The organism is Arthrobacter hankyongi, assembly GCF_022012395.1.
GTDB lineage: Bacteria > Actinomycetota > Actinomycetes > Actinomycetales > Micrococcaceae > Crystallibacter > Crystallibacter hankyongi.
Genome location: NZ_JAKLTQ010000014.1, coordinates 18,366 through 39,048, shown reverse-complemented (window position 1 = coordinate 39,048; position 20,683 = coordinate 18,366). Strand labels below are relative to the sequence as shown.

Below are 20,683 nucleotides of genomic sequence, written 5' to 3'. Positions count from 1 at the left end.
ATGCCGCGAGCCGGAAATTCCCGGACCTCCCCGCTGTGTCCGGCGGCACGGTCATGTAGGCTAGATATGTTACCGACCGATCGTTCAGTATGTATGTGTCAGTATGTCTGTCCGGTTCGATGTCCAGAATGTACCGCGCGGGCCGTGAGTAGGCCGGGGCGGGGAAGGAAAGGCTGTCAACGATGACCTCTACCGCTGTTGGTGTCGAGATTGTCCCGAGCTTTGTGCAGGATGCCTGGTGGACCCCCGAGGGGGAGGTGGCCGGCACCGACGTGCGCGATGCCAGCACCGGCGCCGTCATTGCCAAGGTCAGCACCGAAGGCCTGGACCTGGCCGCCGTGGTCGAGCACGGCCGCACCGTGGGCCAGGCCGGGCTCGGAAAGCTGACCTTCCATCAGCGGGCGCTGAAGCTCAAGGAGCTGGCCCAGTACCTCAACGGCCGCCGCGAGGCGCTCTATGAGCTCTCGCACCGGACCGGGGCGACGAAGATCGACAACCTGATCGACGTCGACGGCGGCATCGGCGTGCTGTTCACCTTCGGTTCCAAGGGCCGGCGCGAACTGCCCAACGCCCAGGTCATCGTGGACGGCCCGGCCGAACGGCTCGCCAAGGACGGTTCCTTCGTCGGCGAACACATCTATACCCGGATCCCGGGCGTGGCAGTGCAGATCAACGCCTTCAACTTCCCGATCTGGGGCATGCTGGAGAAGTTCGCCCCGGCCTTCATCGCCGGCGTGCCCACCATCGTGAAGCCGGCCACGCCCACCGGATACGTGGCCGCGGCCGCGGTGAAGTTCATCATCGAGTCCAACATCCTGCCGGCAGGATCGCTGCAGCTGGTCTCCGGCTCCGCCCGGGACCTGCTGGACCATCTGGACTACCGCGACGCGGTATCCTTCACCGGCTCGGCCGGCACCGCCAACATGCTCAAGGCCCATCCGAACGTGGCCCGCGGCGGGGTCCGCTTCACCTCCGAGGCGGACTCGCTCAATGCGGCGATCCTGGGTCCGGACGCGGTTCCCGGCACCCCCGAGTTCGACGCCTTCGTGAAGTCGCTGGTCACTGAGATGACGGCCAAGGCCGGGCAGAAGTGCACCTCCATCCGACGTGCGATCGTGCCCCGCGCGGTGGTGGACGACGTCGTCGCCGCCGTCGGCGCCCGGATCAACGAACGCGTCGTCGTCGGCGATCCCCGGGCCGAAGGGGTGACCATGGGTGCGCTCGCCTCGCTGGAGCAGCTGGCGGACGTGCGCGCTGCGGTGCAGTCGATGCTGGACGCCGGCGGCGAACTGGCCTACGGCACGCTGGATTCGCCCCAGGCCAAGCAGGCGGACGGCGCCGTCGGCGTCGTCGAGGACGGGGCCTTTATGTCGCCTCTCCTGCTCACTTGGGCCGATGCGGATGCCGACGCGGTGCATTCGCTGGAGGCCTTCGGCCCGGTGTCCTCCGTCATCGGCTACGAGGACCTCGACGACGCCGTCCGGCTGGCGGCCAAGGGCGCCGGGTCACTGGTGGCCACCGTGGCCACCAATGACCCTGCCGTGGCCCAGCAGCTGGTCACCGGCATCGCGGCGCACCACGGCCGCGTGCTGGTGCTCAACCGCGAGGACGCCAAAACCTCCACCGGCCACGGCTCACCGGTGCCGCACCTGATCCACGGCGGCCCCGGCCGGGCCGGCGGCGGCGAGGAGCTGGGCGGTATCCGCTCGGTGCTGCACCACATGCAGCGCACCGCGATCCAGGGCTCGCCCAATATGCTCACTGCCGTCACCGGCGTCTGGCACACGGGCGCGGACCAGAACTTCGGCGACGTGCATCCCTTCCGCAAGAGCCTCTACGAGCTGAAGATCGGCGATGCCTTCCGGTCCGAACTGCGCCAGGTCACGCTCAAGGACATCACCGCGTTCGCGAACGAGACCGGGGATACCTTCTACGCCCACACCAACCAGGAAGCGGCCGCCGCCAATCCGTTCTTCCCCGGAATTGTCGCCCACGGCTACCTGCTGCTGTCCTGGGCCGCCGGGTTGTTCGTCTCGCCCGAGCCGGGACCGGTGCTGGCCAACTACGGGCTGGATGACGCGCGCTTCATCACCCCGGTGGCCGCGGGCGACTCCATCCGCGTGACGATCACCGCCAAGAAGATCACCCCGCGCGAGACGGACGAATACGGCGAGGTCGCCTGGGATACCGTGCTGACGAACCAGAATGACGAGATCGTCGCCACCTACGACGTGCTGACCCTCGTGGCCAAGTAGCAGGAGCCCGGTACACAGCAAGGGCGGCCCCGCGGGGCCGCCCTTGCTGTGTACATCGACCCGAGGGAGGGGCGGGATGCGGGCGGGGTCAGGCCAGGATGCGGGCCGCCGTCGGCAGGTGCAGCCCGTCGAAGATCATGCTCAGCATGTCGTCCGCGAGCTTCTCAGCGGTCAGCTTGCCGCCGGGCTTGTACCACTCCACGATCGAGTTGATGGTACCGAAGAGCAGCCGCGTGGTGGTCCGCGGATCGATGTCGCTGCGCAGCGAGCCCTCGGCCCGGGCCGCCTCCACCAGGTCGGCCACCTGCCGGTCGAAGGCGCGCCTGCGCTCCAGGGCGCTGCGCTCGATCTCCGTGTTGCCGCGAAGCCGCAGCAGCAGGGTCACGTAGGGCAGCTTCTCGGTCAGCACCCGGATGGTGCTGCGCAGGACGTACTCCAGCCGTGCGTCGGCCCGTCCGGACGAGGCGCCGGGCTGCTCCAGGATGGCTTCGAGCGAATCCAGCGCCTCGTCCAGGGCCAGCCGCAGCAGGTCCCCCTTGGACGGAACATGGTGGTAGATGGCGCTCTTGGAGATGCCCAGGTTTTCGGCCAGGATCCCCATCGAGGTGGCCTCGTAGCCATGCTTGTTGAAGACCGTGACCGCCACGCTCAGCACGGACTGCTGGTCGTAGCCGGGCCGGCCGCGGCGTGCGGTCTCTGGGATCTTCGAGGTAGGCATGGCTTTCATTCTTCCACGAACGTTCGGTCGGATAGGCACGGCCGTGCCGGGCTACGCTCCCTGGTTGCGCAGGTCGTAGATGCGGCGGAGCTTGCCGCTGGAGCGGGCCAGGGTGCCGGGTTCGGCGATCTCGATCCGGCAGGAGGAGCCGACATGGATCTTGATCTGCTTCTGCAGGTCCTTGGCGGCCGCGGCGGCGGTTTCGGTGCTGCAGTCCTCCCGCCGTTCGATCTTCACGGTCAGCTCGTCCATCCGGTGCGGGCGGGTGATCTCGAGCACGAAGTGCGGGCTCAGGCCCGGGATCCGCAGCGCGATCTCCTCGATCTGGGTCGGGAACAGGTTCACCCCGCGCAGGATGATCATGTCGTCGGACCGGCCGGTGATCCGTCCGATCCGGCGCATGTTCGGCCGCCCGGTGCCCGGCAGCAGCCGGGTCAGGTCGTGGGTGCGGTAGCGGATGACCGGCATGGCCTCCTTGGTCAGCGAGGTGAAGACCAGTTCGCCGGGCTCCCCGTCAGGCAGCACGGTGTTGGTCAGCGGGTCGACGATCTCGGGGCGGAAGTGGTCCTCCCAGATGGTTGAACCGTCCTTGTAGTCGATGCACTCGCCGGCCACGCCCGGGCCCATGACCTCGGAGAGGCCGTAGATGTCGCAGGCGTCGATGTCGAGCTTGGTTTCGAGCTCGTGGCGCATCTCCTCGGTCCAAGGCTCGGCGCCGAGTACCGCGACCTTCAGCGAGGTGCCGGCCGGGTCGATGCCGCGCTGTTCCATTGCGTCCACGATGGTCAGCAGGTAGGTCGGGGTGCACAGGATCGCGTCCGGCTCGAAGTCCTGGATCAGCTGGATCTGCTTCTCGGTCTGGCCGCCGGACATCGGGATCACGGTGCAGCCGAGCTTCTCGGCGCCGTAGTGGGCGCCCAGGCCGCCGGTGAACAGGCCGTAGCCGTAGGCGTTGTGGACCTTCCAGCCGCGCTTGACGCCGGAGGCGCGCAGCGAGCGGGCGAAGAGGGTTTCCCAGCGCTCCAGGTCGCCCTTGGTGTAGCCGACGACGGTGGCCCGGCCGGTGGTGCCGGAGGAGGCATGGATGCGGGCCACTTCCTGCTGCGGCACGGCGAACATCCCGAACGGGTAATTCTGGCGCAGGTCTTCCTTGTCGGTGTAGGGGAACTTGCCCAGATCGGCCAGTTCCTTCAGGTCCGACGGGTGCACGCCGGCGTCGTCGAACTTCTGCTTGTACATCGGCACCCGCTCGTACGCGTACGCCACAGTGTGCTGCAGGCGCTGCAGCTGCAGGGCCTCCAGTTCGTCGCGGCTCATCAGCTCCTCGGGATCGAGGGTCTCCGGCTCGGCGGGGGTGGATTTGCGGGCCTTGGTTCCGGCAGTGATGTTCATTCAGCGGTCCTTGGTGCTACGGGGGTGGGAATGGTGCGGGAGCGGCCGCGCGCTTCGGCGAGGACGGTGGCTTCGCCGCCGGCCGTTTCCTGGGTGACCTGGATATCGAACAGCCCGCTGCGTCCGGACTGGCCGATCAGCCGGGCCGTTGCGGTGAGCTGCCGGCCTGCGAATCCGGGGTTCAGGAAATTAATGTCGACGCCGCTGGCCACCGTGAGCGTGCTGCCGTCGCCGTGCGGGTCATTGCACGCCAAGGCGAACGCCACGTCCGCGAACGCGAAGATCATCCCGCCCTGGGCCATGCCAAAGCCGTTGAGCATCTCGTCGCGGATGGTCATCCGGATCACGACGTCGCCAAACTCGGCGCGTACGACTTCGACGCCCAGCCAGCGGGCAGCCTGGTCGTTGACAAAGGCAGGGTGCACCGGGGCCGGTGCGGGGGCAGTTTCGACATCAATGCCGGTCATGTGAGGCCTCTCACTTTATATACCGAATGTTCATTAGGTAATACCCCCGGGGCGGCCCCTGTCAAGTTGCCGGGGGTTAGACGTTCACCGGTTTGACGGCGCAGAGCGCGTCGAGTACGAAGGCATAATCCCAGGCGGCGTCCTTCCAGGCCTCGTAGCGGCCGGAGGCGCCGCCGTGGCCGGCGTCCATCTCGGTCTTGAGCACGACCGGCTCGCTGCCGGTGCCCAGCTCCCTCAGCCGGGCTACCCACTTGGCCGGCTCCACATAGAGCACGCGGGTGTCGTTGAAGCTGGTCACCGCGGCGATCCGCGGATACGGCACCGGCCGGATGTTCTCGTACGGGCTGTAGGACTTCATGTAGGCATACACCGCGGGGTCCTCGATCGGATTGCCCCATTCCTCCCACTCCAGGGCCGAGAGCGGCAGCTCCGGGTCAAGGATCGAGGTCAGGGGGTCCACGAACGGCACCTGGGCCAGGATCGCCGCATACTTTTCGGGCGCCAGATTGGCCACCGCCCCCATCAGCAGGCCGCCGGCCGAGCCGCCCATGGCGGCGATCCGCGCCGGGTCGGCCCATCCGGAGGCGGCCAGCCAGTCGGTGGCGTCCACGAAGTCGGTGAAGGTGTTCTTCTTCCGCAGCTTCTTGCCGTCGTCGTACCACTTCCGGCCCATTTCGCCGCCGCCGCGGACGTGGGCGATGACCATCACGACGCCGCGGTCCAGCAGCGACAGCCGCGCGGTGCTGAACCACGGATCCATGCTGTGCTCGTAGCTGCCGTAGGCATAGACGAGGGCGGGGTTCGAACCGTCCTGCCGCACGCCGGCGCGGCGCAGCACGGAGAGCGGAATCCTGGTCCCGTCCTGCGCCGTGGCCCATTCGCGTCCGGCCACGTAGGCGCTGCGGTCGTAGCCGCCCAGCACCGGGGTCTCCTTGCGCAGCCACAGCCGGCCTGTGGCCAGCTCGTAGTCGTAGACGCGCGGCGGAGTGAAGAAGGAAGTGTAGCTGAGGCGGACCACCGGAGCCTCGTAGTCCGAGCCCGAGAAGCCGGCGGTGAACAGCTGCTCGTCGAAGCCGGGCTCCGCCGGGGCGGCCTGAGCACCGGTGCCCAGCCCGGCCAGCGGGATGGCCTGGACCCGTTCGATGGTGTCCTTGCGCACCGACAGCACTACGTGGCTGGCGGTGACGCCGGCGCCGTTGACGCGCACGGCGTCGTCGTGCGCCACCACGGTGGCCCACTCCTGCTCGGCCACCGGCTTGTCGAACTCCGCCAGGGCCGCGAGCGAGACCATCGAATTGACCGCGTCCTTGTTGTGCGTCAGCAGCACCATCTGCCGGCCGTCCAGCAGGAACGGCTCGGCGTCGTAGAGGATGCGTTCGGCGCGGGGAATCAGCGTGCGCAGGCCGGAGTCCTGGTCCGCGAAGTCCAGCAATCGAGTCTCGCTGTACTCCGAGCAGCTGATTGAGACCACCAGGTGGCGGCGGTCCGCGGAGAGGTCGAAACCGGTCCACATCGCCGGGTCGTCTTCCTGGTGGATGACCGTGTCGGCCTCCACCGAGGTGCCCAGGACATGGCATTTCACCTGATGCGGGCGCCAGGTCTGGTCCACCACGGTGTAGAAGACGCGGCTGCCGTCGGGGGAGAAGGCCGGTGAGTAGAAGACGTTCTCCACTACGTCCGGCAGCAGCTGCCCGCTGCGCAGGTCCTTGATCCGCAGGGTGAACCGTTCGTCCCCGGAGTTGTCCACCGCATAGGCGAAAAGGTTCCCGTCCTTGGTCACGGCCGTGCCGCCGAGCGCAAAGAAGGGCATGCCTTCCGCCTCGGCATTGCCGTCGAGCAGCAGCTGTTCGCCGGGGACCGCGGTGCCCGGATCCACCTGCGGGGGCGTCCAGTCCGCGGCCAGGTCCCCGGTGTCCCGGGCCTGCACGCGGCAGTGGATGGCGTACTGCTTGCCCTCCTGCATCCGGTTGTAGTACCACCAGCCGTCCTTGCGCATCGGCACGGAGAGGTCGGTCTCCTGCGTGCGGCTCCTGATCTCGTTGAAGATCGCCTCGCGCAGCGGCTGCTGGTGCCCGGTCACCGCCTCGGTGTAGGCGTTTTCCGCCTCCAAATGGGCGACGACGGCGGGATCCTCCTTGGCCCGCAGCCATTCGTAGTTGTCCACGAAGACGTCGCCGTGGTGGCGCCGTTCGACCGGCGCTTTCCGCGGGACGGGAGGGTGCGCCGCGGCCAAGCGGGACGCACCGTCGTCGGCAGGCAGGGCGGCGGTATCGGCGGTGTGCATCATGGCACCAATATATAGACCGGCCCAGCGGCCCGCCCCACTACCGGAACTTGGGCGGGATAGATGCTGTTATGACCCGCCAAAACGACAACTATCCCGCCCAAGTTCCGGGGGCCTGGGGAAGGGCAGGTCCGGGCCCGGGGTGGGCGCCGCTGTTCTTGACGGGGCTTCTGCGGGACTATATCCTGAACGAACGGTCGGTAAATATTTCCAAGCTTCCAATCCACACAGTGAGGTGGCCACCATGGCAACGCAGACGGATGTGCGTGACCTGCATGCGGTTGGGTCCGAAGAGGACCAGGCCGGTCAGGCGTACTTCGACAAGATCATCGCCGACGACTCGCGGATCGAGCCGGCGGACTGGATGCCCGAGGGATACCGCAAGACCCTGACCCGGCAGATTTCCCAGCATGCGCATTCGGAGATCATCGGCATGCAGCCGGAGGCCAACTTCATCACCCGCGCCCCGTCGCTCAAGCGCAAGGCGATCCTGATGGCCAAGGTGCAGGACGAGGCGGGCCACGGCCTGTACCTCTATTCCGCGGCCGAGACGCTGGGCACCCCGCGCGAGGAGCTCTTCGACCAGCTGCTGACAGGCAAGGCCAAGTACTCCTCGATCTTCAACTATCCGGCCCTGACCTGGGCGGACATGGGGGCGATCGGCTGGTTGGTCGACGGCGCCGCGATCGTCAACCAGGTGCCGCTCTGCCGGGCCTCCTACGGCCCCTACGGCCGGGCGATGGTGCGCGTGTGCAAGGAAGAGTCCTTCCACCAGCGCCAGGGCTTCGAGATCCTGCTCGAGCTGGCCAACGGCACCGAGGCGCAGAAGCAGATGGCGCAGGACGCCATCAACCGCTTCTACGCCCCGGCCCTGATGATGTTCGGCCCGAACGACGACGAATCGCCGAACTCGCAGCAGTCCATGCGCTGGAACATCAAGCGGTTCTCGAACGACGAGCTGCGCCAGCGCTTCGTGGGCATGATCCAGGAGCAGGTCAAGGTCCTGGGCCTGACCCTGCCCGATGACCAGATCCGGTTCAACGAGGAAACCGGCAAATGGGAATACGGCGAGCTGGACTGGAACGAATTCTACGAAGTCCTCAAGGGCCGCGGTCCCTGCAACGCGCAGCGGATGGAACGCCGCCGCGAGGCGCACGAGAACGGTGCGTGGGTGCGCGAGGCCGCGTCCGCCTACGCCGCAAAGCAGTCACAGAAAGCACAGGTGGCCTAAATGGCAACATCAGACCAGACAGCAATGAGCACTTCGGCCAAGACGCCGGCGGCCGAGGCGGCCCACCCGGTGGACCGCAGCTCCTGGCCGCTGTGGGAGGTCTTCGTCCGTTCCGCACGCGGCCTGTCCCACGTACACGCCGGATCGCTCCATGCCCCGGATGCCGAGATGGCCGTGCGCAATGCACGCGACCTGTACACCCGGCGCAACGAGGGTGTCTCCCTCTGGGTGGTCCCGGCCTCGGCCATTGTGGCCAGCGACCCGGACGCCAAGGGGGCGTTCTTCGAGTCGCCGCAGGGCAAGGACTACCGCCATGCCATGTACTACAAGAAGAGCGAAGGGGTGAAGCACCTGTGAGCGGCGAAAGCGCAACCCGCATCACCCCGGGCAACGCCCTGCGCCCGGAGGACATCGCCGAACAGGTGGCTGCCGGCACCAAGGTTTCCGAGGATGTGGCCGAATACGCCCTCCGCCTCGGCGACGACGCATTGATCCTGGCCCAGCGCCTGAGCTGGTGGATTTCGCGGGCTCCGGAAATCGAAGAGGACATCGCCCTGGGCAACGTCGCCCTGGACCTGCTCGGGCACGCCCGGTCCTTCCTGACCTACGCCGGCTCGGCCTGGGGCAAGAGCGAGGACGACCTGGCCTACTGGCGCCAGGAGAGCGAATTCCGGTCCTGCTTCCTGGTCGAGCAGCCCAACGGTGACTTCGGCAAGACCATCGCGCGCCAGCTGGTCTTCTCCATCTACCAGCACGAGCTCTACTCGCGGCTGGTGGACTCGGCCGACGAAACCCTGGCGGCCATCGCGGCCAAGTCGCTCAAGGAAGTGGACTACCACCGCGACCACGCCATCCAGTGGACGCTGCGCCTGGGCGACGGCACCGAGGAATCGCACCGCCGCATGCAGGAGGGCCTGAACTCCGTCTGGCCGTACGTGCACGAGCTGTTCGTCGACGACGAGCTGATCGAGCGGCTGCCCGGCGTGGCCGTGCGCCCCTCGGAACTGCGCGCTCCCTTCGACGCGCTGCTGGCCCAGGTCCTGGGCGAGGCCACGCTGGAGGTCCCGGACGTGCAGCCGGCCATGACCGGCAACCGCGGCACCCGGCACAGCGAGCACCTGGGCTACCTCCTGGCGGAGATGCAGGTCGTCGCCCGCGAACATCCCGGCGCCACCTGGTAGGAGACCGGCACAGCCATGTCCACTAATACTGCAGTCCGGCCCGCGGAAGCGCCGGCCGCCAAAGCCTGGGATATCGCCGCGACGATCTGCGACCCGGAGATCCCCGTCCTGACCATCGAGGACCTGGGTATCCTGCGCGCCGTGGCCGTGGTGCCCGGGGAGTACGACGCCGCCGGCACCCCGGCGGTCGAGGTCACCATCACGCCGACCTACTCCGGCTGCCCGGCGATGGACACCATCCGGGACGACATCGTGGCGGCGCTGGGCCGGCACGGCTATGCGGACGTGCGGGTGAAGCTGGTCCTGGCCCCGGCCTGGACCACCGACTGGATGACGGGCGAGGGCAAGGCCAAGCTCGAGCAGTACGGCATCGCGCCGCCGACCGGTCTGGCCGGGGTCCGCACCGGACCGGTGCGCCTGGGCCTGAGCGTGAAATGCCCGCGCTGCAACTCGCTGAACACCCGGGAGATCACCCGCTTCGGGTCCACCTCCTGCAAGGCGCTGTACCAGTGCAACGACTGCAAAGAACCTTTCGACTATTTCAAGGTGCTCTAGATGACTACTTCAACCCCCGAGGCCTCCGCGGCCGACTCCGCTGCCAAGCGCCGGGGCAGCTTCCATCCGCTCGCCGTCGCTGATGTCCGCCGTCTCACCGACGAGGCGATTGAGGTCACCTTCGCCGTCCCCGATGAGCTGCACGGACAGTTCGACTACATTCCGGGCCAGTATGTTGCCCTGCGCACCCAGCTGGAGGGCAAGGAAGTCCGCCGCAGCTATTCCATCTGCGCCGAGCCCACACCCGGCGAGATCCGCGTGGCGATCAAGCGGGACCTGGGCGGGCTGTTTTCGAACTGGGCCAACGACAACCTCAGGGCCGGCGACGTACTGGACGTGATGAGCCCGGCCGGTGCGTTCATCTCCAAGCACCAGATGACGTCGCTGAACCGCCCCGAGGACATCGACACGGACAACGAGGACGTCTTCGTAGCCTTTGCCGCCGGCTCGGGCATTACCCCGGTGATCTCCATCGCGCGCACCGTGCTGGCCGCCAACGACCACGTCCGCTTCGACCTGGTCTACGCCAACAAGGCCGCCATGGACGTGATGTTCGTGGAGGAACTGGCTGACCTGAAGGACAAGTACCCCTCCCGCTTCGCGCTGCACCACGTGCTCTCGCGCGAACAGCGCATCTCGCCGCTGCTGTCCGGCCGGATCGACGCCGAAAAGCTGACCAGCCTGTTCGACAACGTCCTGCGCACCGACGACGTGGACGAGTGGTTCCTCTGCGGGCCGTTCGAGCTGGTCCAGCTGGTCCGGGACACCCTGGCCGAGCGCGGGGTGTCCGCCGAGAAGGTCCGTTACGAACTGTTCAGCACCGGCGAACCCACCAAGCCGCAGGGCAGCATCGGCCGGCCGGTCGAGGTGGACCCGAATGCGGACAACTTCGCGATCAACTTCCGCCTGGACGGATTGTCCGGCACCGTGGCCAGCCCCAAGCATGCCCGTGAGTCCGTGCTCAACGCGGCGCTGCGGGTGCGCCCGGATGTTCCGTTCGCGTGCGCCGGCGGTGTCTGCGGCACCTGCCGCGCCAAGGTGGTGTCCGGCACGTTCGAAATGGACGAGAACTATGCGCTGGAGCCGGAGGAGATCGAGCGCGGCTACGTGCTGACCTGCCAGACCCATCCGACCAGCGACGAAATCACCGTAGACTACGACGCCTAGGATGTGGCCGTTGCCGCCAGCCGGACATGCCTTCGGCCGGCGGCAACGAAATTTCCGGCTCGCAGAGCTCGCAGGAAATATTAAAGCCGCCTTTCCCGAAGGCATGTCCGGCCTCGTCCGTCCGAAGCAAGGAGAACCAGGTGAGCATGATCGAGCTCAAGATTGAGAACAATGTTGCCGAGGTGGTGCTCAATGCACCGCAGAAGATGAATGCGCTGGACGAGCAGGCGCTCATCGACCTGGGTGCGGCGTACGACGACGCCGCGGCCGCCGCTGCCGGCGGCAGCGTCCGTGCGCTGCTGCTGCGCGGCGAGGGCCGCGGCTTTTGCGCCGGCCGGGACATCGCCGGCGTCGTGCCGGCGACCGATGACGCCTACAACTACCTGGGCAACCTGGTCACTCCGCTGCTGCAGAAGATGGCCGCCTTTCCGGCGCCCACCTTCGCCGCCGTGCAGGGGCCGGCGCTCGGCGTCGGGCTGGGCCTGCTGATCGCCACCGACGTCGTCTACGTGGCGGAAAATGCGAAGATCGGTTCGCCGTTCGCCAACCTGGGCGCGACGCTGGACTCGGGCGGGCACTGGCTGTTCACCGAGCGCCTGGGCGCGCACCGGACCCTGGACCTGATCTACACCGCCGAGCTGATGAGCGGCCGCGAGGCGGTGGCCTCCGGCCTGTTCAGCCGGGCGATGCCGGCCGAGGAACTGCTGGCCAGCACCCGGGCCATCGTGGCCCGGGTCGCGGACGGCGCCACCGGGGCATTCCGGGCGTCCAAGGAGCTCGTGGCGCACATCCGGGACCAGCGGCTGGGCCTGTGGCTGGCCACCGAGGAGGAGAACGTGGCCCAGGGCCAACTGTGCAAGAGCGAGGACTACGCCGAAGGGTTCAAAGCCTTCCAGGAGAAGCGCAGGCCGGTGTTCAAGGGTCTGGCCTGATATCAAAGCTTTAATCAGCCACGGTATTTCCGCCGGGAAGCCTTGACGGCGGCGGGGCTGCCGAGGAGGATTTGTCCATCGAATTGCCTGCCCGGGGCGGGAAGCCGGATCCGGCGGCAATTTGCGAAAGGCCCGTGGTTCCCTCAAGGAGCGCCTTATGGGGGAGGGCGGCCGCGCCCGCGGCTGCCACCAGTCAGGGGAACCGCCCAGGCCAGGAGCGGGGCGGCAGCGCCCCGGTCCCGAGGGGAAAGCCAGCCGCCGCCGGAGAAATCCGGCGGCGGCTGGCTTTCCTGCGTCAGGCGGGGGTCAGTTGAGTGCGGACTCGATGGCCGCGATGACCTCGGGGGAATCCGGAGCGGTCTTCGGGGAGAACCGGGCGAGGACCTCGCCCTCGCCGCTGACCAGGAACTTTTCGAAGTTCCAGGTGATCTCGTCCTGCAGTTCGTCCGTGCGGAAGCTGGTCAGGGCCGTGTACAGCGGATGGCGTGCGGCGCCGTTGACGTCGGCCTTCGCGGTCAACGGGAACGTCACGCCGTAGGTGACGCTGCAGAATTCCTGGATCTGCTCCGAGCTGCCCGGCTCCTGGCCCTTGAACTGGTTGCAGGGCACGCCCAGCACCGTGAAGGCCTGGTCCTGGTACTTGCGCTGCAGTGCCTCCAGGTCCCCGTACTGCGGGGTCAGGCCGCACTTGGACGCGACGTTGACCACCAGGACGGTCTTGCCCTTGAAATCCCCGAAACTCGCCTCAGCGCCATCGAGCATGGTCAGGCCGATGTCATGCAGCTGCCCTGTTGCCGTGTTGTTTTCTGCCACGCGTGCGATCCTTTTCGTTGCCCGTCACCGGGTGTCCATGTCCTCGAAGACCAGGAAGGTCTGCGTATCGATGATACCGGGCATGGACTGGATCTGGTCGAAGATGACCCGGCGCAGGTCCACATTGTCCACCGCGCGGACCAGCAGGATGACGTCGAAGTTTCCGCCCACCAGGGCGATGTGGTGCACCTCCGGGATGGCCCTGAGTGCGTCCTTCAGCGCCCGCCAGGAGTGCTGGCGCAGCTTCAGGGTCACATAGGCGGACGCCCGCAGCCCGGCCTTGATCGGGTCCACCAGCGCGGTGAACTTGGTCAGCACGCCGGATTCGGTCAGGCGCGCAATCCGTGAATATGCGTGGGCGCGCGAAATGTGCACGTTTTCGGCCACGGCCGTCACCGACAGCCTGCCGTCCCGGGTGAGTTCGGCCAGGATCCGCCGGTCGATTTCGTCCAGCTTCACGGAAGGGGCTTCGGCCACGTGTCCACACCTCGGTTGGTAATCCAGCTCACAATTGCAATCCGTCTTCAAGAATAGGCAATTGGAATGAAAATTTCCACCGTTTGGCCCGGAAGTGGATACGAATAGTGCACCGATTCCATACTGAACTCACGCAGTATCTTCCACCAAAATCGTTACCCGAACCGCCGGACGTGCAGGAGGCACCATGACTACCTCAACCGGAAAGCCGCGCAGGGATCCCGTGGGGCATCCTTTGGACCACATGGCCCAGACCGCCGCGGCGCAGGACGGCGCCGAGTCCTTTATGCTGCCCCAGGCCGCGCCGGTCCAGCTGGTCGACCCGGACGGCAGGCACGTGCACAACGACATGTATCCGCTGCCGGACGGGCAGACTCTGCTGGCCGAGTACCGGCAGCTGGTGATCGGCCGCCGGGTGAACGAACAGGCCAACGCCCTGGTGCGCCAGGGCCGGCTGGCCGTCTACCCGTCCTCGCACGGTCAGGAGGCCTGCCAGGTCGCCGCGGCCGCCTGCCTCCAGGGCCAGGACTGGATGTTCCCGACCTACCGCGACACTGTCGCCGTCATGGCCCGCGGCGTGGACCCGATCCAGACCCTGACGCTGCTGCGCGGGGACTGGCACTCGGGCTACGACCCCTACGAGCACAAGGTCTCCATCCAGGCCACGCCGCTGGCCACCCAGCTGCTGCACGCCGTCGGCGTGGCCCACGCGGCCAAGCTCAAGGGCGAGGACACCGTGGTCCTGGCCATGTGCGGCGACGGCGCCACCAGCGAAGGGGATTTCCACGAAGCCTTGAACTTCGCGGCGGTGTTCCACCTGCCGGTGGTCTTCTTCGTGCAGAACAACCAGTACGCCATTTCGGTGCCGCTCAAGCACCAGTCGGTGGCTCCGTCGCTGGCCCACAAGGCCATCGGTTACGGCATGCCGGGCGAACGGGTGGACGGCAACGACCTGGCCGCGCTGCTGGGAGTCCTGCTCAAGGGCGTGGACCGCGCCCGCGCCGGCGGCGGGCCGGTCCTGGTCGAGGCCTTCACCTACCGGATGCAGTCCCACACCAATGCCGACGATGCGACCCGCTACCGCACGGACGAGGAAGTCCAGGCCTGGCTGCCGCGGGACCCGATCATCCGGCTGCGCAGCTACCTGACCGGGCTGCACCTGCTGACCGAGCAGAAGGAAGAGGAATTCGCCCGCGATGCGGAGACGGTGGCCGCCCGGATGCGCGACGGCCTCAACGCCGAAGTGCAGGTGGATCCCGAGGACTTGTTCCGCTTTGTCTACACCGAGAAGACCGCCCAGCTGCGTGAGCAGGCGGCGAAGCTGCGCGAAGAACTCTCGCGCGAAACCGTCTGAGACCGAACCGGAATGGCTGACATGACTGCAACCGCAACAGGCACCACGCTGACCTTCGCCAAGGCGCTGAACACCGCCCTGGCCGATGAAATGGCAGCGGACCAGACCGTCGTCGTCTTCGGCGAAGACGTCGGCCCGCTCGGCGGGGTCTTCCGCGTCACCGACGGGCTGACCGCCCGCTTCGGCGAGGAACGCTGCTTCGATACCCCGCTGGCCGAGTCCGGCATCATGGGCATGGCCGTGGGGATGGCGATGAACGGGCTGCGCCCGGTGGTGGAGATGCAGTTCGACGCCTTTGCCTACCCGGCCTTCGAGCAGGTGGTCTCGCACGTGGCCAAGATGCCCAACCGCACCCGCGGCAAGGTCAAGCTGCCGCTGGTGATCCGGATTCCCTATGCCGGCGGCATCGGCGGCGTGGAGCACCACTGCGATTCCTCGGAGTCCTACTACGCGCACACCCCGGGCCTGACGGTGGTCTCGCCGGCCACCGTGCCGGACGCGTACACGCTGCTGCGCGAGGCGATCCGGCATCCGGACCCGGTGGTGTTCCTGGAGCCGAAGAAGCTGTACTGGTCCACCGAGGAGGTGGACCTGGAGGCCCTGCGCGCCGGTGCGGCCGGGATCGGCCGGGCCGTCGTGGCCCGCCCGGGTGCCGACGCCACGCTGATCGCCTACGGTCCGGCCGTACCGACGGCGTTGCGCGCCGCCGAGGCCGCCGCGGCCGAGGGCAGGTCCCTGGAGGTCATCGACGTGCGCTCGATCGTCCCGTTCGACGACGAGACCGTGTGTGCCTCGGTGCGCCGGACCGGCCGCGCCGTGGTCATCGCCGAGGCTCCCGGCTTCGCGTCGGTGGCTTCCGAGATCGCGGCCCGGGTGCAGGAACGCTGCTTCCATTCACTGGCCGCCCCGGTCCTGCGCGTGACCGGCTTCGACATTCCGTATCCGGCGCCGAAGCTGGAGCAGTACTACCTGCCCAGCGTGGACAGGATCCTGGACACGGTGGACGAACTTCAGTGGGAGGAGGCCTAGCATGTCCCGACAAGTATTCATGCTGCCGGACCTGGGCGAAGGCCTGACCAACGCCGAACTGGTCAACTGGCTGGTCAACGTGGGCGACGAAATCCGGGTGGACCAGCCCGTGGCCGAGGTGGAGACCGCCAAGTCGCTGGTGGAGGTGCCCAGTCCCTATGCCGGGACGGTGGCGACGCTGCACGGCAGCGCCGGCGACGTGATCGACGTCGGCAAGCCATTGATTTCAGTGGACGGCGCCGGGGCACCGGCCGCCGACGCCTACCGGACCGAAGAGCGCGCCGGGGCGAAGCCGCCGGCGGTCGAGCTGGCCGGGCCGGGCCGGACGGACAGTCCCGCGGACGGCTCCGCGGACGCGGGCTCCGGCAACGTGCTGATCGGCTACGGCACGCCTGGCGGACTCGGCTCGGCCCGGCGCACCCGCCGACCCAAAGCCGGCGGGCCACCGCGCGGCGCCGGCGCGCCTGCTCCGGCCGCTGCGGCGTCCGGCCCGGACCGGGCGCCGCTGGTGGTCTCGCCGCTGGTGCGCAAGCTCGCGCGCGACGGCGGGCTGCGGCTCGAGCAGATTGCCGGCAGCGGCCCGGACGGACTGGTGCGCCGCCGCGACGTCGAAGCGGCGCTCGCCGCCGGCGCCCCGGCTTCTGCGCCGGTCTCCGCCCCGGGGCCCGGACCGGCCGCCGCTGCCGGCGGCACGGATGCCCGGACCGGGCTGGGGATCGCGGCCCGGACGCCGCTGCGCGGGGTGCGCAAGGCGGTAGCCGAGGCGATGTCCCGCAGCCGCACCGAGATCCCCGAGGCCACCGTATGGGTGGACGTGGACGCGACGGCCCTGGTGGAACTGCGCCGGGACCTGAAGGAGCGGGACCCGGAGAACACCCCCGGGCTGCTCGCCTTCATCGCGCGCTTCGTGCTGGCCGGCCTGGCCCGGTTCCCGGAACTGAACTCGCGGATCGAGGACGGGGAAATCGTCCGGTTCGACGGGGTCAACCTCGGCTTTGCCGCCCAGACGGACCGGGGACTGCTGGTGCCCAGCATCCGGGGCGCCGACCGGCTCAATGCCCGCGGCCTGGACGCCGAAATCCGGCGGCTCACCGCCGTCGCCCGCGACGGCAAGGCGAGCCCGGCGGACCTGACCAGCGGAACCTTCACGCTGAACAACTACGGGGTATTCGGGGTGGACGGCAGCGCCGCCATCATCAACTACCCGGAGGCTGCGATCCTCGGGGTCGGCCGGATCATCGACAGGCCCTGGGTGGCCCACGGCCAGCTGGCGGTACGCAAGGTGGCCGAACTGGTGCTGGTCTTCGACCACCGGATCTGCGACGGCGGCACCGCCGGCGGCTTCCTGCGCTACGTGGCGGACGCGATCGAGAACCCGGCCGCGGTGCTGGCCGACCTGTAGGCGCCAGGCAGCGGCGCACCTCTGGCCCGGCCGCAGGTGCGCCGCTACGCTAGGTCCATGACACAGCTGCCGGAGGCATATCAGCGCTATCTGGACCGGATCGGAAGCGCGCACGCGGAGGCCTTGCGCCCGATTTTCCTGGAGTCGGTGGCCGAACGCGAACACGGGGTGTTGATCCGCGGTGCGGGCACCCACTACGTGCAGGCCCTCGTCGACGAGCGGATCCCGTACGGGGAAGTGCGCGAGGAAGACTGACACTGCACACCGGCAGCTGCGCCGGTGTGCAGTCATGCCCGCAGGCACGGTAACTTGGGAAGCTGGGGCAGGTGCTGCAAGGTCCGGTCCGGCGCTGGTGCCGCACCGGGACCCGTCCGCCCCACACTTGAGCAAGCGGCGGCCATGGGCCGCCGGGGACTAATACCGTGGAGGGGAGCCGGCCCGCATGAGCGATGCCGCACAAGCCGAACAAGCCAAGGCCGACTACGTGCAGGTGGCGCCCGGAAACTACGTGATCCGGCCCGGGGACTACCGGCTCAACAGCGGACTGGTGGTCGGCCGGGACAAGGCCATGGTGATCGATACCGGCGCCGGCCCGCGCCAGGCCCGCCTGATCTACCAAGCGGTGCGTTCCCTGACGAAGCTTCCCCTGGTCGTGGTGAACACCCACTCGCACTTCGACCATGTCTTTGGCAACGCCTTCTTTGCCGAGAACGGTGTGCACGAGTTCTATGCGCACCGCAATTGCGGCCACGACATGGCCGAGTCCGGCGCCGACCAGCGCCAGCTGGCGGCCAGCACCGAGCCGGAGATGGCGGAGGCCACCGGCCGGCACACCGGGATCCGGGTGCCCACCCGGCTGGTGGACGACACACCGGTCACGGTGGATCTGGGCAACCTGCCGGTCAAGCTGTTCTACCTGGGCCGCGGCCATACGGACGGTGACCTGCTGGTCGGCACCCCGTCCACGCTCTTCGCCGGGGACCTGGTGGAACAGGGCGGCTATCCGCAGTTCGAGGATTCCTACCCGCGGGACTGGGTGGACACCCTGCGGCGGATTTCGGCGCTGCGGCACGAGTACGAGGTGCTGGTGCCCGGCCACGGGCAGACAGTCAGCTACGCCTTCGTCAAGAGCATGTGGGAAACCATGGCACTGGCGGTGCGGATGGCCAGTACGGCCAGCCGGGAGACGCCGTCGGATTCCACCAAGGCGATCCCGATCCTGCCCTACGGGCCGGTACAGTCCCGCGTGCTGCTTGAGCGGCTGGCCCGGACGGCCCGCTAGGTCCGTCCCGCCTGCAGGCTGAACAGCCAGGTCAGCAGCGCGCTGAGCAGCATGCCGGCGGCGGTGATCAGCGCCATCCCGGCCCAGAAGAACAGCGGCAGCAGCCCGGTTCCGGGGGTCGGGGCGGCGCCGGCCCGGGCGATGACCCAGTACAGCACGGCCGCCGTGGCGGTACCCAGCAGCGCCAGCAGCCAGCACAGCCGCGGCCACCAGCGGGAGGACGGCCAGGAGGTACCGTAGCCGCGGAACACATTCCAGTCCCCGCCGGAGCGCAGCACCAGCGGCCCGGCCAGCAGCGTCCAGAAGCCGGCCACCAGGAAGGCCGCCAGCACGTCGGCCGGCCGGTGCCAGCCGTTGATCAGCGTGGCGGAGCCGGCCAGCACGGCATAGATCCCGCCGGCGGCGGCGGTGAAGGGCCGCCATCTGGGCGAGACCACCAGGAAGATGGCCAGCGCCGCGGCGGCCGCGATGGTGGTGTGTCCGGAGGGCAGCGAATTGTGGTCCAGCATGGACACGCCGCGGTCCGGCCGCTCCAGCAGCAGGTTCTTCAGCAGCCAGCTGGTGGCAGCCGAGGCCGCCACCACGCCGGCAGCGACCGCGGCGGCACGCCAGCGCCGCCGCGCCAGCGTCACCCAGAGCAGCACCAGCGTGGCCAGCGCGGCGGAGATGTCCGGCAGCAGCGCCAGGAACTCCAGCGACAGGCCGCGGCCCAGCTGCCAGCCGGTGGCGGCCTCGGCCCAGGCGGATTCGTCCAGGAACTGGCCGGTGGTGGTTTGGACGAAGACATAGTAGGTGCAGGCGAAGGCGGCGGCACACAGCGCCGCCCCGAGCCAGAAGAGCACGGGGGTACGGCCGGCCCGCCGGGGCCGGTGCGGGACGGCGGCGCGGGTGCGGACGCGGGACTGCGGACGCGGGGAACTCATCAATTAACAGGTTGCCACACCTGGCTGTGCCCCGGCTGTCCGGGTGCCATCCGCCCGCTGCGCCGGGGCCGGGCGCCTGTTCGCCGGGCGTACAGTGGAGCGGTGAACGACAACTTCCCGGACCTGGACGAACTGCTGGCCACGGCACGGGTGGTGAGCCTGCCGATGAAGGTCAGGTTCCGCGGCGTGCTGCAGCGCGAGGCACTGCTCTTCCGCGGGCCGGCCGGCTGGGCGGAGTTTTCCCCGTTCACCGAGTACGACGACGGTGAGGCCGTGCCGTGGCTGCGTGCGGCCATCGAGGCGGGCTGGCACGGGTTCCCCGCGCCGCTGCGCGCCGCGGTACCGGTCAATGCCACGGTGCCGGCGGTGGCGCCCGGGGACGTGCCGGCGGTGCTGGCGCGCTATGACGGCACGCAGACGGTCAAGGTCAAGGTGGCCGAGCGCGGCCAGAGCGTTGACGAGGACGTGGCCCGGGTGGCGGCGGTGCGTGCGGTGCTGCCTCAGGCCGCGCTGCGGGTGGACGCCAACGGCGGCTGGGACGTGCCCACCGCGGTGGATGCTCTGGGCCGGCTGTCCGGGTACCGGCTGCAGTACGCCGAGCAGCCGGTGATGGACATCGCCGGGCTGCGCCGGGTCCGCGAACAGCTGCGCCGGGCCGGTATCGACGTGCCGGTCGCGGCGGACGAGAGCGTGCGCAAGGAATCGGACCCGCTGCGCGTGGCGCGCGAGGATGCCGCGGACCTGATCGTGGTCAAGGTGCAGCCGCTGGGCGGGGTGCGACGTGCGCTGCGGATCGTCGCCGAGGCGGGCCTGCCCGCCGTCGTCAGCTCCGCCCTGGATTCGTCGGTGGGCATCAGCGCCGGCGTCGCGCTGGCCGCGGCCCTGCCGGACCTGCCGTACGCCTGCGGACTGGGGACGGTGTCGCTGATGGCCGGGGATGTTGCGGCCCGGCCGCTGGTGCCGGTGGGCGGGCAGCTGCGCGTGGGGGCCGTCGCGGCGGACGAGGAGCTGCTGGAGCGCTATGCCGCCGCCGGGGACCGCCGGCAGTGGTGGCTGGACCGGCTCGGCCGGACCTACGCCCGGCTGGCCGGTGAAACGTGAGAAGTTTGACCGAAATTCACCTTCGCTAGGCTTTCCAGACGAATTCCACTGCGAGGCTCGGCATGGCCGGTCCTCCGGGGCATGTCCGCCGGCCCTCACTCGCAGATTTGGAAGGCAATT

At 68.7% G+C, this 20,683-nt stretch carries 20 protein-coding genes; 13 read left to right on the top strand and 7 right to left on the bottom strand.

The window, feature by feature from the left end:
- The first annotated feature begins 182 nt into the window (after positions 1 to 182).
- Positions 183 to 2,255: a phenylacetic acid degradation bifunctional protein PaaZ gene (gene paaZ / locus LVY72_RS16440; RefSeq protein ID WP_237822824.1), complete on the top strand. Its 2,073-nt coding sequence runs from the start codon at positions 183 to 185 to the stop codon at positions 2,253 to 2,255.
- Between the two features lie 88 nt (positions 2,256 to 2,343).
- Here paaZ and LVY72_RS16435 read toward each other — a convergent pair whose 3' ends face one another.
- From LVY72_RS16435 to LVY72_RS16420, 4 genes are all read right to left on the bottom strand, one after another.
- The gene (locus LVY72_RS16435; RefSeq protein WP_237822822.1) at positions 2,344 to 2,973 is read right to left on the bottom strand and encodes a TetR/AcrR family transcriptional regulator; all 630 of its coding nucleotides are present in this window, start codon (positions 2,971 to 2,973) and stop codon (positions 2,344 to 2,346) included.
- 51 nt (positions 2,974 to 3,024) lie between these two features.
- The gene (paaK, locus tag LVY72_RS16430; protein WP_237822820.1) at positions 3,025 to 4,365 is read right to left on the bottom strand and encodes a phenylacetate--CoA ligase PaaK; all 1,341 of its coding nucleotides are present in this window, start codon (positions 4,363 to 4,365) and stop codon (positions 3,025 to 3,027) included.
- Positions 4,362 to 4,832: a hotdog fold thioesterase gene (locus LVY72_RS16425; RefSeq protein WP_237822818.1), complete on the bottom strand. Its 471-nt coding sequence runs from the start codon at positions 4,830 to 4,832 to the stop codon at positions 4,362 to 4,364. The genes paaK and LVY72_RS16425 overlap by 4 nt, the downstream gene beginning before the upstream one ends.
- A gap of 76 nt (positions 4,833 to 4,908) precedes the next feature.
- The gene (locus LVY72_RS16420) at positions 4,909 to 7,119 is read right to left on the bottom strand and encodes a S9 family peptidase (RefSeq protein ID WP_372463722.1); all 2,211 of its coding nucleotides are present in this window, start codon (positions 7,117 to 7,119) and stop codon (positions 4,909 to 4,911) included.
- A 241-nt stretch (positions 7,120 to 7,360) separates the two neighbouring features.
- On the opposite strand from LVY72_RS16420, the gene paaA reads away from it, so the two are divergent.
- The 6 genes from paaA (at position 7,361) to LVY72_RS16390 (ending at position 12,182) form a co-directional block, all read left to right on the top strand.
- Positions 7,361 to 8,347: a 1,2-phenylacetyl-CoA epoxidase subunit PaaA gene (gene paaA / locus LVY72_RS16415; RefSeq protein ID WP_237822816.1), complete on the top strand. Its 987-nt coding sequence runs from the start codon at positions 7,361 to 7,363 to the stop codon at positions 8,345 to 8,347.
- A 24-nt stretch (positions 8,348 to 8,371) separates the two neighbouring features.
- Positions 8,372 to 8,704: a 1,2-phenylacetyl-CoA epoxidase subunit PaaB gene (gene paaB, locus LVY72_RS16410; RefSeq protein ID WP_237823011.1), complete on the top strand. Its 333-nt coding sequence runs from the start codon at positions 8,372 to 8,374 to the stop codon at positions 8,702 to 8,704.
- Positions 8,701 to 9,528, top strand: a complete 828-nt coding sequence (paaC, locus tag LVY72_RS16405; protein ID WP_237822814.1) for a 1,2-phenylacetyl-CoA epoxidase subunit PaaC — start codon at positions 8,701 to 8,703, stop codon at positions 9,526 to 9,528. The genes paaB and paaC overlap by 4 nt, the downstream gene beginning before the upstream one ends.
- A gap of 15 nt (positions 9,529 to 9,543) precedes the next feature.
- Positions 9,544 to 10,083 carry a 1,2-phenylacetyl-CoA epoxidase subunit PaaD gene (paaD, locus tag LVY72_RS16400; RefSeq protein WP_237822812.1) on the top strand — a complete coding sequence of 180 codons (540 nt, stop codon included), beginning with the start codon at positions 9,544 to 9,546 and terminating at the stop codon, positions 10,081 to 10,083.
- Entirely contained in the window at positions 10,084 to 11,250 is a 1,167-nt protein-coding gene (paaE, locus tag LVY72_RS16395) for a 1,2-phenylacetyl-CoA epoxidase subunit PaaE (protein WP_237822810.1), read from the top strand.
- Between the two features lie 146 nt (positions 11,251 to 11,396).
- Positions 11,397 to 12,182, top strand: a complete 786-nt coding sequence (locus LVY72_RS16390) for an enoyl-CoA hydratase/isomerase family protein (protein WP_237823009.1) — start codon at positions 11,397 to 11,399, stop codon at positions 12,180 to 12,182.
- 306 nt (positions 12,183 to 12,488) lie between these two features.
- Here the strand turns inward: LVY72_RS16390 and LVY72_RS16385 are convergent, their stop codons facing one another.
- Both LVY72_RS16385 and LVY72_RS16380 read right to left on the bottom strand, forming a co-directional pair.
- Positions 12,489 to 12,995, bottom strand: coding sequence for a glutathione peroxidase (locus tag LVY72_RS16385; protein WP_308190832.1), 507 nt, complete (start codon positions 12,993 to 12,995; stop codon positions 12,489 to 12,491).
- A 24-nt stretch (positions 12,996 to 13,019) separates the two neighbouring features.
- On the bottom strand, positions 13,020 to 13,472 hold the full coding sequence (locus LVY72_RS16380; protein ID WP_237822808.1) for an Lrp/AsnC family transcriptional regulator: 453 nt from the start codon (positions 13,470 to 13,472) through the stop codon (positions 13,020 to 13,022).
- A gap of 187 nt (positions 13,473 to 13,659) precedes the next feature.
- On the opposite strand from LVY72_RS16380, the gene pdhA reads away from it, so the two are divergent.
- The 5 genes from pdhA to LVY72_RS16355 all read left to right on the top strand — a co-directional run bounded on the left by pdhA (position 13,660) and on the right by LVY72_RS16355 (position 18,539).
- Positions 13,660 to 14,826: a pyruvate dehydrogenase (acetyl-transferring) E1 component subunit alpha gene (gene pdhA, locus LVY72_RS16375; RefSeq protein WP_372463721.1), complete on the top strand. Its 1,167-nt coding sequence runs from the start codon at positions 13,660 to 13,662 to the stop codon at positions 14,824 to 14,826.
- 12 nt (positions 14,827 to 14,838) lie between these two features.
- The gene (locus LVY72_RS16370; protein WP_372463720.1) at positions 14,839 to 15,855 is read left to right on the top strand and encodes an alpha-ketoacid dehydrogenase subunit beta; all 1,017 of its coding nucleotides are present in this window, start codon (positions 14,839 to 14,841) and stop codon (positions 15,853 to 15,855) included.
- A 1-nt stretch (position 15,856) separates the two neighbouring features.
- Positions 15,857 to 17,257, top strand: coding sequence for a dihydrolipoamide acetyltransferase family protein (locus LVY72_RS16365; RefSeq protein ID WP_237822804.1), 1,401 nt, complete (start codon positions 15,857 to 15,859; stop codon positions 17,255 to 17,257).
- Positions 17,258 to 17,314: 57 nt separating this feature from the next.
- Complete coding sequence (locus LVY72_RS16360) at positions 17,315 to 17,512, top strand: hypothetical protein (RefSeq protein WP_237822801.1); 198 nt, start codon at positions 17,315 to 17,317, stop codon at positions 17,510 to 17,512.
- A gap of 187 nt (positions 17,513 to 17,699) precedes the next feature.
- Positions 17,700 to 18,539: an MBL fold metallo-hydrolase gene (locus tag LVY72_RS16355; protein WP_237822799.1), complete on the top strand. Its 840-nt coding sequence runs from the start codon at positions 17,700 to 17,702 to the stop codon at positions 18,537 to 18,539.
- Here LVY72_RS16355 and LVY72_RS16350 read toward each other — a convergent pair.
- Entirely contained in the window at positions 18,536 to 19,462 is a 927-nt protein-coding gene (locus LVY72_RS16350) for a phosphatase PAP2 family protein (protein ID WP_237822797.1), read from the bottom strand. The two genes, LVY72_RS16355 and LVY72_RS16350, sit on opposite strands and share 4 nt — an antisense overlap.
- A 102-nt stretch (positions 19,463 to 19,564) precedes the next feature.
- Here LVY72_RS16350 and LVY72_RS16345 point away from each other — a divergent pair, with 102 nt between their 5' ends.
- Entirely contained in the window at positions 19,565 to 20,563 is a 999-nt protein-coding gene (locus LVY72_RS16345; protein WP_308190831.1) for an o-succinylbenzoate synthase, read from the top strand.
- Positions 20,564 to 20,683: the final 120 nt, after the last annotated feature.